The 13,352-nt window shown below is 75.8% G+C and carries 11 protein-coding genes; 4 read left to right on the top strand and 7 right to left on the bottom strand.

What is annotated here, in order from left to right:
- Positions 1-107 precede the first annotated feature (107 nt).
- The 4 genes from AC5K6T_RS13900 to AC5K6T_RS13885 form a co-directional block, all read right to left on the bottom strand.
- Positions 108-1,196 carry an NADH-quinone oxidoreductase subunit B family protein gene (locus tag AC5K6T_RS13900; protein ID WP_493208829.1) on the bottom strand — a complete coding sequence of 363 codons (1,089 nt, stop codon included), beginning with the start codon at positions 1,194-1,196 and terminating at the stop codon, positions 108-110.
- A 59-nt stretch (positions 1,197-1,255) separates the two neighbouring features.
- Positions 1,256-3,046: an enoyl-CoA hydratase-related protein gene (locus AC5K6T_RS13895; protein WP_493208828.1), complete on the bottom strand. Its 1,791-nt coding sequence runs from the start codon at positions 3,044-3,046 to the stop codon at positions 1,256-1,258.
- A 173-nt stretch (positions 3,047-3,219) separates the two neighbouring features.
- On the bottom strand, positions 3,220-3,468 hold the full coding sequence (locus AC5K6T_RS13890; protein WP_493208826.1) for a hypothetical protein: 249 nt from the start codon (positions 3,466-3,468) through the stop codon (positions 3,220-3,222).
- On the bottom strand, positions 3,455-3,700 hold the full coding sequence (locus AC5K6T_RS13885) for a DUF6400 family protein (protein ID WP_493208825.1): 246 nt from the start codon (positions 3,698-3,700) through the stop codon (positions 3,455-3,457). The genes AC5K6T_RS13890 and AC5K6T_RS13885 overlap by 14 nt, the downstream gene beginning before the upstream one ends.
- 684 nt (positions 3,701-4,384) lie before the next feature.
- On the opposite strand from AC5K6T_RS13885, the gene AC5K6T_RS13880 reads away from it, so the two are divergent.
- Complete coding sequence (locus tag AC5K6T_RS13880; RefSeq protein WP_493208824.1) at positions 4,385-5,059, top strand: DUF4389 domain-containing protein; 675 nt, start codon at positions 4,385-4,387, stop codon at positions 5,057-5,059.
- Positions 5,056-5,430 carry a hypothetical protein gene (locus AC5K6T_RS13875; RefSeq protein ID WP_493208823.1) on the top strand — a complete coding sequence of 125 codons (375 nt, stop codon included), beginning with the start codon at positions 5,056-5,058 and terminating at the stop codon, positions 5,428-5,430. Before AC5K6T_RS13880 ends, AC5K6T_RS13875 begins: the two co-directional genes overlap by 4 nt.
- A 241-nt stretch (positions 5,431-5,671) precedes the next feature.
- Here AC5K6T_RS13875 and AC5K6T_RS13870 read toward each other — a convergent pair whose 3' ends face one another.
- From AC5K6T_RS13870 to AC5K6T_RS13860, 3 genes are all read right to left on the bottom strand, one after another.
- Complete coding sequence (locus AC5K6T_RS13870) at positions 5,672-6,403, bottom strand: CBS domain-containing protein (RefSeq protein ID WP_493208822.1); 732 nt, start codon at positions 6,401-6,403, stop codon at positions 5,672-5,674.
- Positions 6,404-6,436: 33 nt separating this feature from the next.
- Entirely contained in the window at positions 6,437-6,949 is a 513-nt protein-coding gene (locus AC5K6T_RS13865) for a Crp/Fnr family transcriptional regulator (protein ID WP_493208821.1), read from the bottom strand.
- A gap of 596 nt (positions 6,950-7,545) precedes the next feature.
- A complete protein-coding gene (locus tag AC5K6T_RS13860) occupies positions 7,546-9,273 on the bottom strand; it encodes a sensor histidine kinase (protein ID WP_493208820.1) in 1,728 nt (575 codons plus the stop codon).
- A gap of 370 nt (positions 9,274-9,643) precedes the next feature.
- Here AC5K6T_RS13860 and ppdK point away from each other — a divergent pair, with 370 nt between their 5' ends.
- Both ppdK and AC5K6T_RS13850 read left to right on the top strand, forming a co-directional pair.
- On the top strand, positions 9,644-12,325 hold the full coding sequence (ppdK, locus tag AC5K6T_RS13855) for a pyruvate, phosphate dikinase (protein WP_493208819.1): 2,682 nt from the start codon (positions 9,644-9,646) through the stop codon (positions 12,323-12,325).
- A gap of 443 nt (positions 12,326-12,768) precedes the next feature.
- Complete coding sequence (locus AC5K6T_RS13850; RefSeq protein WP_493208818.1) at positions 12,769-13,242, top strand: pyridoxamine 5'-phosphate oxidase family protein; 474 nt, start codon at positions 12,769-12,771, stop codon at positions 13,240-13,242.
- Positions 13,243-13,352: the final 110 nt, after the last annotated feature.

Below are 13,352 nucleotides of genomic sequence, written 5' to 3'. Positions count from 1 at the left end.
ATGCACGCGGCGTCGGCCGTCCGGACGCGGGACGCCCCGCCGCCCGCAGGGGCCGGATGCCGCCCCCTGCGGGCGTGGGCGTCAGCGCCGCAGAGGGCGGCGGGACGTCACCACGGCGGGCGGTAGCCGGTGGTGACCTTCTCCCCGGTGCGCCGCCACCTGGGCTCCTTGTCGACGGTGCGGGCCGTGATGTCCCGCAGGCGGCGGACGACGGCGCCGTAGACGGTGCTGCCCGCACTGGACACCTTGGCTCCGGGGGGTTCGTCCATGAACGGCATGAACTTGTCGGGGAAGCCGGGCATGGTGCACGCGATGCAGATGCCGCCGACGTTCGGGCAGCCGCCGATGCCGTTCATCCAGCCGCGCTTGGGCACGTTGCACTTGACGACCGGACCCCAGCAGCCGACCTTCACCAGGCACTTGGGCGAGTCGTACGTCTCGGCGAACTCGCCCTGCTCGTAGTAGCCGGCCCGGTCGCAGCCCTCGTGCACGGTGGCCCCGAACAGCCAGGCCGGGCGGAGCTTGTCGTCCAGCGGGATCATCGGCGCTGCGCCGGTCGCCTGGTAGAGCAGGTAGGTGAGCGTCTCGGCGAAGTTGTCCGGCTGGATGGGGCAGCCGGGGACGCACACGATGGGGATGCCGGCCTGGGACTTCCAGTCCCAGCCGAGGTAGTCGGGGACGCCCATGGCGCCCGTGGGGTTGCCGGCCATGGCGTGGATGCCGCCGTACGTGGCGCAGGTGCCGATGGCGACCACGGCGAGGGCCTTCGGCGCGAGCCGGTCGATCCACTCGCTGGTGGTGATGGGCTGGCCGGTCTCGGGATTGTCGCCGAAGCCGCACCAGTAGCCCTCCGGCTTGATCGCCTCGTTGGGGATGGACCCTTCGACGACCAGCACGAACGGGTCGATCTCGCCCCGCTCCCCCTTGAAGAACCACTCGATGAACGTGTCCGCCCCACCGACCGGACCGCACTCGAAGTCGATGAGCGGCCAGTGCACCTCGATCTTCGGCAGACCGGGCAGCGCGCCGAGGACGATCTCCTCGATGCTCGGCTGCATGGCCGCCGTGAGGGCGACCGAGTCGCCGTCGCAGCTCAGCCCCGCGTTGATCCAGAGGATGTGGATCGTGGGTGTCTCGTCGGCGGGCGCGCCTGTGGCGTCCGCAGCGCCGACCGTGTCCGGCGTCGCCTCAGTCATGGGACCGCCTTCCGGGAGGTATCGGGTGAAAGCCTCGTTCCGGCCTTCGCTTCTTGCTATCAGCCGGTCGGCCGAGGTGAGAGCTCTGAGGGGGCCGTTCGCGTGACGCGTGCCGGAGCGGTCCCGGGGCCGGTGGCGCCGTCCGGGGCGCCCGGACCCCGGTGGCCGAGGTGGGGCGGGGTGTGCCGCGGCCGCTCCTTGCGGACGAAGGCCCGGCGCAGGGCGTGGTAGGGGGCGTCCGGGTCGTCGAAGGTGCGGCGCATGCGGGCCAGCTCCCGCTCCCGGAAGGCGGCCAGCGGCATCCGGCCCTCCTCCAGGTCCCGCTCGGCCTTCTTCGCCGCGATCCGGGCCGCGGTCGCCGGCCGGCCCGCGAGCCGCACCGCCAGGGCGCCGGTCTCGGCGGCGAACCGCTCGGGCGGGCAGTCGACGACCCGGTCGGCCAGGCCGAGGCGAAGGGCCGCCGCCGCGCTCACCGGCAGCGCCTCGCTTGTCAGCCGGGCGGCCGCGGCGGACCCCACCCGGCGGGGCAGGGTGTAGGTCCAGTACTCCGAGCCGTACAGCCCCATCAGCCGGTAGTGCGGGTTCAGCACGGCCCCGGAGCGGCACCACACCTCGTCGGCCGCCAGGGCGAGCATCACCCCGCCGGCCGCGGCGTTCCCGGCGACGGCGGCGACGACGAGCCGGTCGGTGGTGGTCAGCACCGCTTCGACCAGGTCGTCGAGGGCGTTGATGTTGGCCCAGGACTCGGCGGCGGGGTCGGGGGCGGCCTCGATGACGCCCAGGTGGATGCCGTTGCAGAAGAAGTCCCGTCCGCCGCCCAGCACCAGCACGTCGGTGGGGCGCTCGCAGGCCCGTCGGTAGGCGGCCAGCAGGCGCCGGCACTGCCCGGTGGCCGGTGCGCCGCCCGGGAAGGAGAACGACAGGAAGCCGGCGCCGCCCTCCTCCCGGTAGCGGATGTCCGTCCACCGCTCCTCCCGGGTGTCGGGCAGCGTGGGCGGCGCGAGGTCCGGCAGCGGTGGCAGCCGGTCGCCGAGCGCGAGCACCGCGGGCAGCCGGAACGTGGGCGGCCGGCCGGGCGCCCGCCGCGGCCGCAGCTCGGGGATCCACACGGCACCGTCGGCGGTCGCCCGGCAGACCGCGCCCGCCCGGGTGGCCAGCAGTTCGCCCGGCCGGCCGCGCAGCGTGTCCTCGGGGTGCCCGCCGTGCAGGTACCACTCGCCGCCGAGCAGCTCGTCCAGCACCCCGGGCTGGGAGTCGGCGGCGCGCAGCTTGCGCAGCACGGTCGCGGTGGCGTCCGCGGCCCAGTCGATCCGCCGGACGTTCTGGCCGTGGTACGGCCGGACGCGTACGGGCACGCCGTCCGGGCCGGCCGGGTCCTGCGGGCGCGGCCGGTGGGTTCCGCCGGCGAAGCGCTCCACCGCCAGCAGGACGGCTTCGAGCGCGGCGTCGGCGATCTCACCCCGGTACAGGTCGCTCTTGGCGACGGCCGGGACGCGGCAGGGCACCTCGGCCCACACGTCGCCGGCGTCCATGGCGGCGTCGGCCTGGAAGACGGTGACGCCCCACTGCTCCACTCCGTCGTGGATCGCCCAGTCCAGGGAGGACGGCCCCCGGTCGCCGACGGGGCCGGGATGGACGACGAGGCAGGGCCGGGCCGACCAGATCTCCTCGGGGATCGCCGCCTTCAGCATCGGCGCGAGGACGAGGTCCGGAGCGTGCCGGCGCACGGCCTCGGCCGGCACCTCGGGCAGGGCGAGTTCGACGGCGACGTCGTGGCCGTGGTCGCGCAGTTCGGCGTGGACGCGCTGGGTCAGGCTGTTGAAGGCGCTGGCGAGGAGCAGGATCCGCACGACTGCCTCCCGGCGGACGACCGGCGGCGGCCGGACGTGACCGCCGTCGGCGATCCTCGGTCACCCGGCGGCGATGTCCGCGGTGGCAGGCGGCGAGGTCATCCGAAAGCGGGGTGCGCTCCGCCGTCCGGCCTCACGCGTCGCCGTCCGGCGTCTTACTGCGCCGTCCGGCCTCAGACGCCGTCGGCCGGGCGGGGCCAGGCGGAACGGGTGGCGCCGAAGCCCGACTCGTGCGTCCACACGTGTGCGCACGAGCGGCACTGGAGGTGCAGCAGACTGCCCGTGTGGGAGAGCAGGAAACGCCAGTGCGCGGGGCAGGACCGGTTCTCCGCGCAGTCGCCGCACCCCCGGCGGTCGTCGCAGTTCGGGCAGGCCACCCAGGCGCGGCGGCCGACGTCCGCCTGCGGGTCACGGGGCAGCATGCCCGTCCCCTTGCCGCGGGAGCACGCCGGCCGCCACCAGTTCGTCGTACACGCGCCGCTGCTCGGCGTCGAGCCCGGAGTAGAGCAGCGCGTACGCCTCCTGCTCACCGCGCAGCGCCTCGCCGGGATCCCAGTCGGGGCCGAGAGCCTCCAGGACATGGGCCCGCCGGTGCATTTCGTGGGCGGTCAGATCGACGTCGAACTCGACCGGACCGGTGTGCTCGGAGGACATACCGTTGAACTTAGGTAAGCCTTCTTTGCAAAGGCAAGGGCAGGTGGGGTAAGTCACAGCGGGCCGCGACCGGCACGGGAGGGGTCATCCGGCGGTGCGCACGTGCCGGGCCGGGACCGGCGGCCGGCACGGGGCGGGCCGGCACGGGGCGGGCCGGCACGGGCGCACGCGCGGCGCGCGGGCGCGGGGGAGGTACACCCGGGGGCCCGGGTCACAGCGCCCCGCAGCCGCCCCGCACGCGGGCGGCAACCGCGTGCGGGGCCAGGGCCACTCGGCCCCGTCCGGTGCCCGCTCAGCCCCTCGTTCCGCCCGCCGGCACGGCGGACGCTGGGGGAGGCACCGGAGGGAGTGGCGCCGCGGGCGGCGCACCCGCGCCGTGCAGGCGCGCCGTACAGAAGGGGGCATCGCCTCCGGCAGGGGCGCCCGTCCGGGCGGGGCGCCGGGGCAGCGACCGAGCCGCGGCGGCCGGGGCGCGGGTCGGGTCCGTGTACCGCCCCGGCCCGGGCGGGCCGGGGCGGTACACGGACCCGACTGGTACGCCAGAAAGACAATCGGGGACATATACGACATCTACCGGAAGCCGTCGACGGCGAGCACCACGGGGGGCGGGCGGCGTGACGACCACCGCGCGGGCCGCGGGCGAGCTCCGCCCGGCCGCGCGGGCCAGCGAAGGGACTGGTCCCCATGAGCACCGAGAAAGTCCTGCATCCCCAGGCGCACGGGCCCGCCCACCCGGCCCGGCTGACCGCCGTGCTCGACACACCGCTGTCGCGCTGGCTGTGGCTGGTCAAGTGGCTGCTGGCGATCCCGCACTACATCGCCTTGGTGTTCCTGTGGGTGGCGTTCGTCCTGGTGAGCATCGTGGCGTTCTTCGCGATCCTGTTCACCGGCCGCTATCCCCGGGCGCTGTTCGACTTCAACGCGGGCGTGCTGCGCTGGAACTGGCGGGTCGCCTACTACGCGTACGGCGCACTCGGCACCGACCGCTATCCGCCGTTCACCCTCGCCGACGTGCCCGACTACCCGGCCCGGTGGGAGATCGCCTACCCGCAGGAGCTCTCGCGCGGGCTGGTGCTGGTGAAGTGGTGGCTGCTGGCGATCCCGCAGTACCTGGTGCTGGGCTTCCTGGTGGGCGGGGGCCGCATGGCGTACTTCTCGGGCGGGCTGATCGGACTGCTCGCGCTGTACGCCGGAGTCTCGCTCGCCGCCACCGGGCGCTACCCGCGGGGCATCTTCGACCTCGTCGTGGGCCTCAACCGCTGGGTGCTGCGGGTGGCCGCCTACGCCAGCCTGCTCACCGACGTCTATCCGCCGTTCCGGCTCGACCAGGGCGGCGGGGAACCGGAGTCCACTCCATGATCTCCGTGCTCGTCCCGGTGTTCCTCTTCGTGCACGGACTGCTCCATCTGGCCGTCTGGCTCCCCCACACGGTCCAGGTCCGGCCGTGGGACCCGCGCCGTCCGCTGCCCGCCGCGCACGGGGTGCCGCAGACCCCGGCGCTGCCGCGGGCGGCGACGGGGCTCGCGTCGGTGACGGCGATCCTCTATGTCATCGCCGGCGCGGCCGCCGCCACGCACGCCACCAACTGGCCCGCCGCGGCGCTCCTCGCCGCCTGCTGCGGGCTGCTGCTCAAGGGCCTGTGGTTCAGCCCGTGGCTGTCGCCGGCCGCCCTGCTCGACGCGGGCGTGGTGGCGGCCGTACTGGCGCAGTGGCCGGACGCGCTGTTCTGACACGGTCCGGAAGCCTCCGAAGCCGCCGAAGCCGCCGAAGCCGCCTGGCCCCGAAGGCCGCGGACGACGGACCCGCCCCGCCCCGCCCGTGGACGGGGCGGGGCGGGTCCGTCGTCCGCGGCAAGGTTCCCGGCTGCCGCACGAGCGGCTGCCGCGCGAGGTCCCCGGCACGGGTGCTCGCGCCGGGGACCGGGGGCTGCGGCCGGGGGCCTCGCAGCGCGGCGGCCCGCCGCGCTGCGTCTCAGTGGGGCGGCCCGCCGCGCAGGCCGTGCGGCAGGTCCGCTCCGTCCGGGTCGTCCGGCAGGTCGGGGTCCAGGTCCGGCCGGCGGGGCGGGCCCAGGAGGGCGATGCGGACGTCGACCACGCCTTCCACGGTGCGGGCCAGCCGGGCCGCCACGGGTATCAGGGCGGTGTCGGCGACCCGGCCGGTGAGCGTCACCACGCCCTCGCGGACCTCGACGCGGACCGGAGCGAGCGGGCGCGGGAACAGCCGGCCCACGACCTCGCGGCCGATCTCGGCGGCGATGTCCTCGTCGTCCCGCAGGAACACCTTCAGCAGGTCGGACCGGCTGACGATGCCCGTCAGGCGGCCCGCCCGGTCCACCACCGGCAGCCGCTTGACCTGGTGGCGCGCCATCAGACGGGCGGCGTTGGGCACGGTCGCGTCGGCGCTGACGGTCACCGCGGGCGCGGTCATGAGCTCCCCGGCGTTCACCGCGGCGGCCTTTCCGGGACCGTCGGCACGGTACCCGCGCGGCGCCGGGTCCGGGCCACCGGCCCGGAACTCCTCCTTGAGCAGCAGGTCGGCCTCGGACACGACGCCGACGACACGGTTGCCGGGGTCGACCACGGGCAGCGCGCTGACCTTGAACCGCTGGATGGTGCGCACGATGTCCTTGAAGGCCGCTCCGGCCGCCAGCGCGACGACCGAGCGTGTCATGACGTCACCCACGGTGGGGGTGCTGCCGTTCATGGTGTCCTCCCTGGCGGCGGGTCAGCGGTCCGGTCAGCCGGCCACGCCGCTGCCGTAGGGGGCGTACAGGTCGAGCAGCCGGGTGCGGGCCACCGCCATCCGGTGAGCCAGCACCCCGCCCACCCACCGGCCGACCGCACCGCCCGTCCCGGGGTCCTGCCGGCACATCTCGCGGACGGCTGCCGCGTCGAACTCGTAGGCCCGCACCGGACTGACGGTGACCGCGCCGAACTGCCACCGGTACGGGGCGAACAGCCACGAACAGCCGACGAGCCCGCCGAAGCCCAGGGTGTCGAGGACGGCGGGGCGGCGGCCGGGCACGTGCACGTCGAGGGCGATCGCACCGGACCGCACGATCCAGAAGCGGTCGGCGCGGCCGCCCTCGTGGAGGAGCCTCAGCCCCTGCGGGAAGGAGACGTGCTGGGCGGCGTCCATCAGCCTGCCGCGGACCTCGGCGGGCAGCGTCCTGGTGGAGCGGGGCGTATCCGTGGACACGGGCACGGACACGGGCATGGACGTGGACGTGGTCGCGGTCGTGGTCGTCATGGCTGCGCCCTCCGGTGCTCGGGCCGCGAGGCGGGTGCCGGGTGCGGTCGACATCTCCACCCTGCTCCGCCGGGCCGCGCGGCGCTTGGGCCGACCGGCCCCGGCTCGGGGGCTCGTGGCCGCTTCCCGCGGCGGCCGGGGTGCGCGGGCCGCCGTGGGCCGTGCCGGGCGCCGCCCGGGCGGCATGGCGCCAGGGGCGCCGCCGGCACCGGGCACGCCGCCGGGGCTGCCGCGAGAGCGCGGCCCGCCGACGGCTGCGGCGGTGCGCCCGGCGGGCTCTCCGGCCGACGGCGGCCGACGGCGGCCGCAGTTGACGTGCCGTCGGCTGCCGCGGGGCCGTCCCGGCCGGTCCGACCCCGAGCCGCCCCTGACGACCGCCGACCGCCGACGGTGGCCGGGGCACCCGGGGCTCCGGCGTCCCGCCGGGGGTGGGCCGACGCCCCGTCAGCCCGGTCCCGGACCGGGCGTCTCGTCGGGGCCGTCCCCGCCGCGCGGTCCCGCCCGGCGGAACCGTACGCCGGGCGTCCCGGACCGGTGTCAGGCGGGGACGCCCCGCCCGGCACGGACCCCGCAGGCCGGCGGCCGCGCCCCGCCGGCTACTGGGCCGTGATCGGCGCCCACCACACCAGAGCGGTGCCGCCGCCCTCCGGACTGCTCAGCTCCATCTCCCCGCCCAACTGCCGGGCGCGCTCCGCCATGTTGTCCAGCCCGCTGCGCCGGCCACCGGCCGGTATCCCGACGCCGTTGTCGGTGACGGTGAGGCGGACCCGGTCGGCGGCCGCGGTGAGGGCCACGTCGGCGCGGTCGGCGCGGGCGTGCCGGGCGATGTTGGTGAGCGCCTCGGACAGCACGGCGACCACGTGGTCCGCCGTCTCGCGCGGCACCTGCGTGTCGACCAGGCCCTCGATCCGTACGCCGGGCATGAACCCGAGCACCGGCGCCGTGTCCCCGGCGACCCGTACCACACGGGCCCGCAGGCCCGACCCGCCGCCGTTCTCGCGGGAGCGCAGGGCGAAGATCGTCGATCTGATGATCTTGATCGTGTCGTCCAGGTCGTCCACCGCGCGCGCCACCCGCTCGGCGGCCTCGGGGTGCTCGATGAAGCGGCCCGCACTCTGCAGGGTCATCCCGGTGGCGAACAGCCGCTGGATGGCGAGGTCGTGCAGGTCGCGGGCGATCCGGTCGCGGTCCTCCAGCACCGCCATCTGCTCGGCGTCCTGGCGGCGCTCCGCCAGCTCCATCGCGACGGCCGCCTGCGCGGCGAAGCCCTGCAGCGGCTCGATCTCCTTGGCGGTGAACACCGTGTCCCCCTCCGCCCGGACCAGCAGGACGACACCGCGCACGCCTTCCCGGCCCGTGCCGACCGGGACCGCGACGGCGGGCCCGAGGCCGGGCATCCCCAGCGGGCTCGGGGCGATCCGCTCGTCGAGGGAGACGTCCGCGCTGGTGACGGGCGCGGCCGTGGCGAAGGCCTCGCCGATCAGGGTGCCGTCCAGGGGCAGCACCAGCCCGCCCAGCCGCTCGGCGTCCGGGCCGAGGGCGAGTTCGACGCTGAACGAGCCGGTGTCCTCCATCCGCATCGCGACCACCGCCAGGGCCGCACAGGTGATCTCCCGGGCGCGGCCGGCGATCAGGCCGAGCACCTCGCCGCGCGCGCTGCCCGACATCAGGCTGTGCGTGATCTCCGCGTTCGCCTCCAGCAGGCGTTCCCGCAGCCGGGACTCCTCGTAGAGGCGGGCGTTGTCGATGGCGACGCCGGCCGCGACGGCGAGCGTGGAGATGACCGAGACGTCGTCGTCGTCGAACTGGGCCCCGCCCCGCTTCTCCGTGAGGTACAGATTGCCGAAGACCTGGTCGCGCACGCGGATGGGGACGCCGAGGAAGGTGTTCATCGACGGGTGGTTCGCCGGGAAGCCGTAGGAGGCGGGGTGCTCGGAGATCTTCGCCAGCCGCAGCGGCTCGGGGTGGCGGATGAGTTCCCCGAGGATGCCGTGCCCCTCCGGGTACCGGCCGATCCGGGCGATCTCGTCCTCGCCGATCCCGACGGTGTGGAACGCGGACAGCCGCTCCCCGTCGGGGCCGATCACCCCGAGGGCGGCGTACTCGGCGTCGACGAGCACCGCGGCGGCCTCCACGATGCTGCGCAGCGCCTGCTCCAGATCCAGCTCACGGCCGACCGACAGCACCGCCTCCAGCAGGCTGTGCACCCGGTCCCGGGTGCCGCGGGCGGCGTCCAGCCGCGCCTGGAGCTCCTCCAGCAGTTCGTCCAGCCGCAACTGCGGCAGCCGCACTCGGGCCTCCCGGGGGTCCTCGGGGCTTCCCACCTGCGTCTCCTCAAGTCCGGTGGGCCGGCCGGCACCGGCCACGCCCGTCACGCACACGGTACCGGTGCCGGGGACGCGGCGGCAGCGGGTCCCGGCCGGTGGAGCGCGCGATCGGGCCCGGCAGGCCCGCCGCACGCCGGCGAGGGCCCGGCCGCCCGGCTCCGCCGTCGCCGCCGGGCCCGGGCCCGCCGCGGGCCGGCGCCGGGCCTCCGGCGGACACGGGGGCCGGACTCGCGGGAGGGGGTTGGGCCGGTCGGCCCTGCCGTGGGGACGGACAGCACCTGCCGCACCGCCCTGCAGGCGGCCGACGCTGGAGAGGCGTCGTGGCCGCGGAGCCGCTGCGCGTCCGCCGAGCCGAGGAGCTCACCTCATGGGCCGCTACGTGTACGACTTCCCCGAGGGCCGCCGGGACATGGCGGACCTCCTCGGCGGCAAGGGCGCGAACCTGGCCGAGATGAACCGGCTGGGTCTGCCCGTCCCGCCGGGCTTCACCGTCACCACCGACGCCTGCCGGGCCTTCCTCGCCACGGGCGCGGAACCGGACGGCATGGCCGAGGAGGTCTCGCGGCATCTGGAGGCGCTGGAACGGCAGGCGGGGCGGCGGCTGGGGCAGCCGGACGACCCGCTGCTGCTGTCGGTGCGGTCCGGGGCGCGTTTCTCGATGCCCGGCATGATGGAGACCGTGCTCGACATCGGGCTCAACGACGACTCCGTCCTCGGGCTCGCCGCGGTCTCGGGCAGCGAACGCTTCGCCTGGGACTCCTACCGCCGCCTCGTGCAGATGTTCGGCAGCACGGTGATGGGCGTCGACGCGGCCCTCTTCGAGGACGCCCTGACGGCGCTGAAGGCCCGGCGCGGCGCCCCCGACGACCTGCACCTGGACGCCCGCGACCTGGCTGCGCTGGTGGACACGTACAAGGCGGTGATCCGCGAGCGGACCGGGGACGACTTCCCGCAGTCCCCGGCCGGGCAGCTGCGCCGGGCGATCCTCGCCGTCTTCCGCTCCTGGAACGGCGAACGCGCCCGCGTCTACCGCCGTCGCGAGCACATCCCCGACGATCTGGGCACCGCGGTCACCGTGCAGCGCATGGTGTTCGGCAACCTGGGCGCCGACTCCGGCAGCGGGGTCGCCTTCACCCGCGACCCGGCCACCGGCCGCGGCGGGCTCTACGGCGACTACCTGCCCGACGCCCAGGGCGAGGACGTCGTCGCCGGCATCCGCAACACCGTCCCGCTGACCGAGCTGGAGCGCCTCGACCCGGCCTCGTACGCGCAGCTGCGCGCCCACACCCGGACCCTGGAGCGGCACTACCGCGACCTGTGCGACATCGAGTTCACCATCGAGCGCGGCACCCTGTGGATGCTGCAGACCCGCGTCGGCAAGCGCACCGCCGAGGCCGCGTTCACCATCGCCGCCGAGCTGACCGACGAAGGGCTCGTCACCTCTGACGAGGCACTCGCCCGGGTCGGCGGTGACGGGCTGGCCCGGCTGATGTTCCCGGCCTTCGACACCGCCGCGACCGGCGAGCCGCTCGCCCGCGGGGTGCCCGCCTCGCCGGGCGCGGCCGTCGGCTCAGCGGTCTTCGACTCCGCCGAGGCGGTCCGGCGTGCCGCGGCCGGGGAGCAGGTCGTCCTGGTGCGCCAGGAGACCACCCCCGACGACCTGCCCGGCATGATCGCCGCGCAGGCCGTGCTGACCAGCCGCGGCGGCAAGACCAGCCACGCCGCCGTGGTGGCGCGCGGCATGGGCAAGGTGTGCGTCTGCGGCGCGGAGGAACTCGCCGTGGACACCGGCGCCCGACGGTTCACCACCCGGTCCGGCACCGTGGTCGAGGAGGGCACCGTGCTGTCCGTGGACGGCTCCGCCGGGACCGTGTACCCGGGACCGGTGCCGCTCGCCGACTCCGCCGTCATGCGCTACCTGGAGACCGGTGAGCGCACACCGGGCGTGGTGGGCGCCGTGGCCCGCGCCCTGGACCACGCGGACTCCGTGCGCCGGCTGGAGGTACGGGCCAACGCGGACACCCCCGAGGACGCGGCCCGCGCCCGCAGGTTCGGCGCGCAGGGCATCGGGCTGTGCCGCACCGAGCACATGTTCCTCGGCGAGCGCCGCAAGCTGGTGGAGGAGATGATCCTGGCGCGTGACGACGCCGAGCGCGCACAGGCGCTGGCGGCCCTCCTCCCGCTCCAGCGGGATGACTTCACCGACATCCTGGAGGCGATGGACGGCCTGCCGGTCACCATCCGCCTGCTCGACCCGCCGCTGCACGAGTTCCTGCCCGACCGCACCGAACTCGCCGTCCGGGTGGCCGCCGCCGAGGCCCGCGGCGAGCGACCCGACCCGCACGAGAAGGCGCTGCTGGCGGCGGTGGGCCGGATGCACGAGGAGAACCCCATGCTGGGGCTGCGCGGGGTGCGGCTCGGCCTGGTCGTACCGGGCCTGGTCGCCATGCAGGTACGGGCGGTCGCCGAGGCCGTCGTGGCCCGCACCCGGGCCGGCGGCGCGCCGCGCGCCGAGATCATGGTGCCGCTGGTGGGCGCCGTCGAGGAACTGCGCATCGAGCGGGCGGAGGTGGAGCGGGTGCTCGCCGAGGTGTCCGCGGAGACGGGGACCGCGGTGCACTGCCCGGTCGGCACGATGATCGAGCTGCCCCGCGCCGCGCTCACCGCGGGCCGGATCGCCGGGGAGGCCGAGTTCTTCTCCTTCGGCACGAACGACCTCACGCAGACCACCTGGGGCTTCTCCCGGGACGACGTCGAGGCGGCCTTCTTCTCCGCCTATCTCGACAAGGGCGTCTTCCCCACCTCGCCGTTCGAGACGATCGACCGCGACGGTGTGGGACGGCTGGTCCGCATCGCGGTCGAGGAGGGCCGTGCCGCCCGGCCCGGGCTGGCGATCGGCGTGTGCGGCGAACACGGCGGCGACCCCGACTCCGTCCACTTCTTCCACACGGCGGGACTGGACTACGTCTCCTGCTCGCCGTTCCGGGTGCCGGTGGCCCGGCTGGAGGCGGGGCGGGCGGCACTCGCCGGTGACGGGGGCGCGGGATGAACGCCCCCCGCTCCGCCGGCACGGCACACCCCGCTCCGTCCGACGCCGCGCGGGGGCCGGGGGCCGGGACGACGCAGCCGGCCTGCGCACCGCGACCGGCCGGCCCGGCCCGGCCCGCTCCCACGGCACCGGCCCGGGCGGCCGGCGTCCCGCCCGCCGGGGCTGCGGAGGCCGATGCCGCAGCGGCCGGAGTTCCGGCGGACGGCACCGCTAGGCCCGAGGGGGCCACGGCACATGGTCCTGCGGTCCCGCCCACGGCGGGCGCGGCCGTGCCTGCCGCGGACCAGGGCCGTGCGGCCGGCGGTCCGGGCCGGTCGGCCCTTGGCCCCGGCACCGGTCCGCGCGACAGTGGGGCCAGGAGCGGCACCGGTCCCCCGCGGTGTCGCTCCGCCCTCGTTCCAGCGATCCTCCACGGCAGTCACCCACCGGTACGGAAACCCGCGATGCTCCCCGACGACCACACCCCCGTCCAGGCGGCGCCCCCCGCCCGCCCCCGCCGCCGCGTAGAACTCGACGGCACCGAGGCCCTGCGGCTGCTGGGCACCGTGCCGCTGGGCAGGATCGTCTTCACCCAGCACGCCCTGCCGACGGTCCGGCCGGTCAACCACGTCCTGGACGGCGGGGACATCGTGATCCGCACCCACGACGGTGCCGCCCTGGCCACGCAGAGCCGGTCGGCCGACGGCCCCGGCGTCGTCGTCGCCTACGAGGCGGACGCCATCGACCCGCGCACCTGCCTCGGCTGGAGCGTGGTGGTGACCGGGTACGCCCGGCTGGTGACCGACCCGGACGACCTGGCCCGCTGCCGGTCCCTGGTACAGCCCTGGGTGGGGCAGTTCATGGACCAGGCCGTCCGCATCCGGCCGGACCTCGTCACGGGCGTCCTGCTCACCGAGGACGACGACACCCGGATCTGACCGCCCGGACGCGTCCGGGCCCGCGGCCCTGCGGGCACCCGGACGGCATCAGCACCGCCGGCACCGCCCGGGTGATGTCAGCACCCGGATGCGGCCGGATGCGGCGGCCT

It is taken from the genome of Streptomyces sp. B8-7, assembly GCF_058833805.1.
This window is presented reverse-complemented; position numbering and strand designations above follow the sequence as displayed.

Coding starts and splice junctions, on each gene's coding strand:
- AC5K6T_RS13850 (WP_493208818.1), top strand. CDS start 12,769: ATGCTCCCCGACGACCACACCCCCGTCCAGGCGGCGCCCCCCGCCCGC.
- AC5K6T_RS13885 (WP_493208825.1), bottom strand. CDS start 3,700: ATGTCCTCCGAGCACACCGGTCCGGTCGAGTTCGACGTCGATCTGACC.
- AC5K6T_RS13880 (WP_493208824.1), top strand. CDS start 4,385: ATGAGCACCGAGAAAGTCCTGCATCCCCAGGCGCACGGGCCCGCCCAC.
- ppdK (WP_493208819.1), top strand. CDS start 9,644: ATGGGCCGCTACGTGTACGACTTCCCCGAGGGCCGCCGGGACATGGCG.
- AC5K6T_RS13900 (WP_493208829.1), bottom strand. CDS start 1,196: ATGACTGAGGCGACGCCGGACACGGTCGGCGCTGCGGACGCCACAGGC.
- AC5K6T_RS13865 (WP_493208821.1), bottom strand. CDS start 6,949: ATGACGACCACGACCGCGACCACGTCCACGTCCATGCCCGTGTCCGTG.
- AC5K6T_RS13890 (WP_493208826.1), bottom strand. CDS start 3,468: ATGCTGCCCCGTGACCCGCAGGCGGACGTCGGCCGCCGCGCCTGGGTG.
- AC5K6T_RS13870 (WP_493208822.1), bottom strand. CDS start 6,403: ATGAACGGCAGCACCCCCACCGTGGGTGACGTCATGACACGCTCGGTC.
- AC5K6T_RS13875 (WP_493208823.1), top strand. CDS start 5,056: ATGATCTCCGTGCTCGTCCCGGTGTTCCTCTTCGTGCACGGACTGCTC.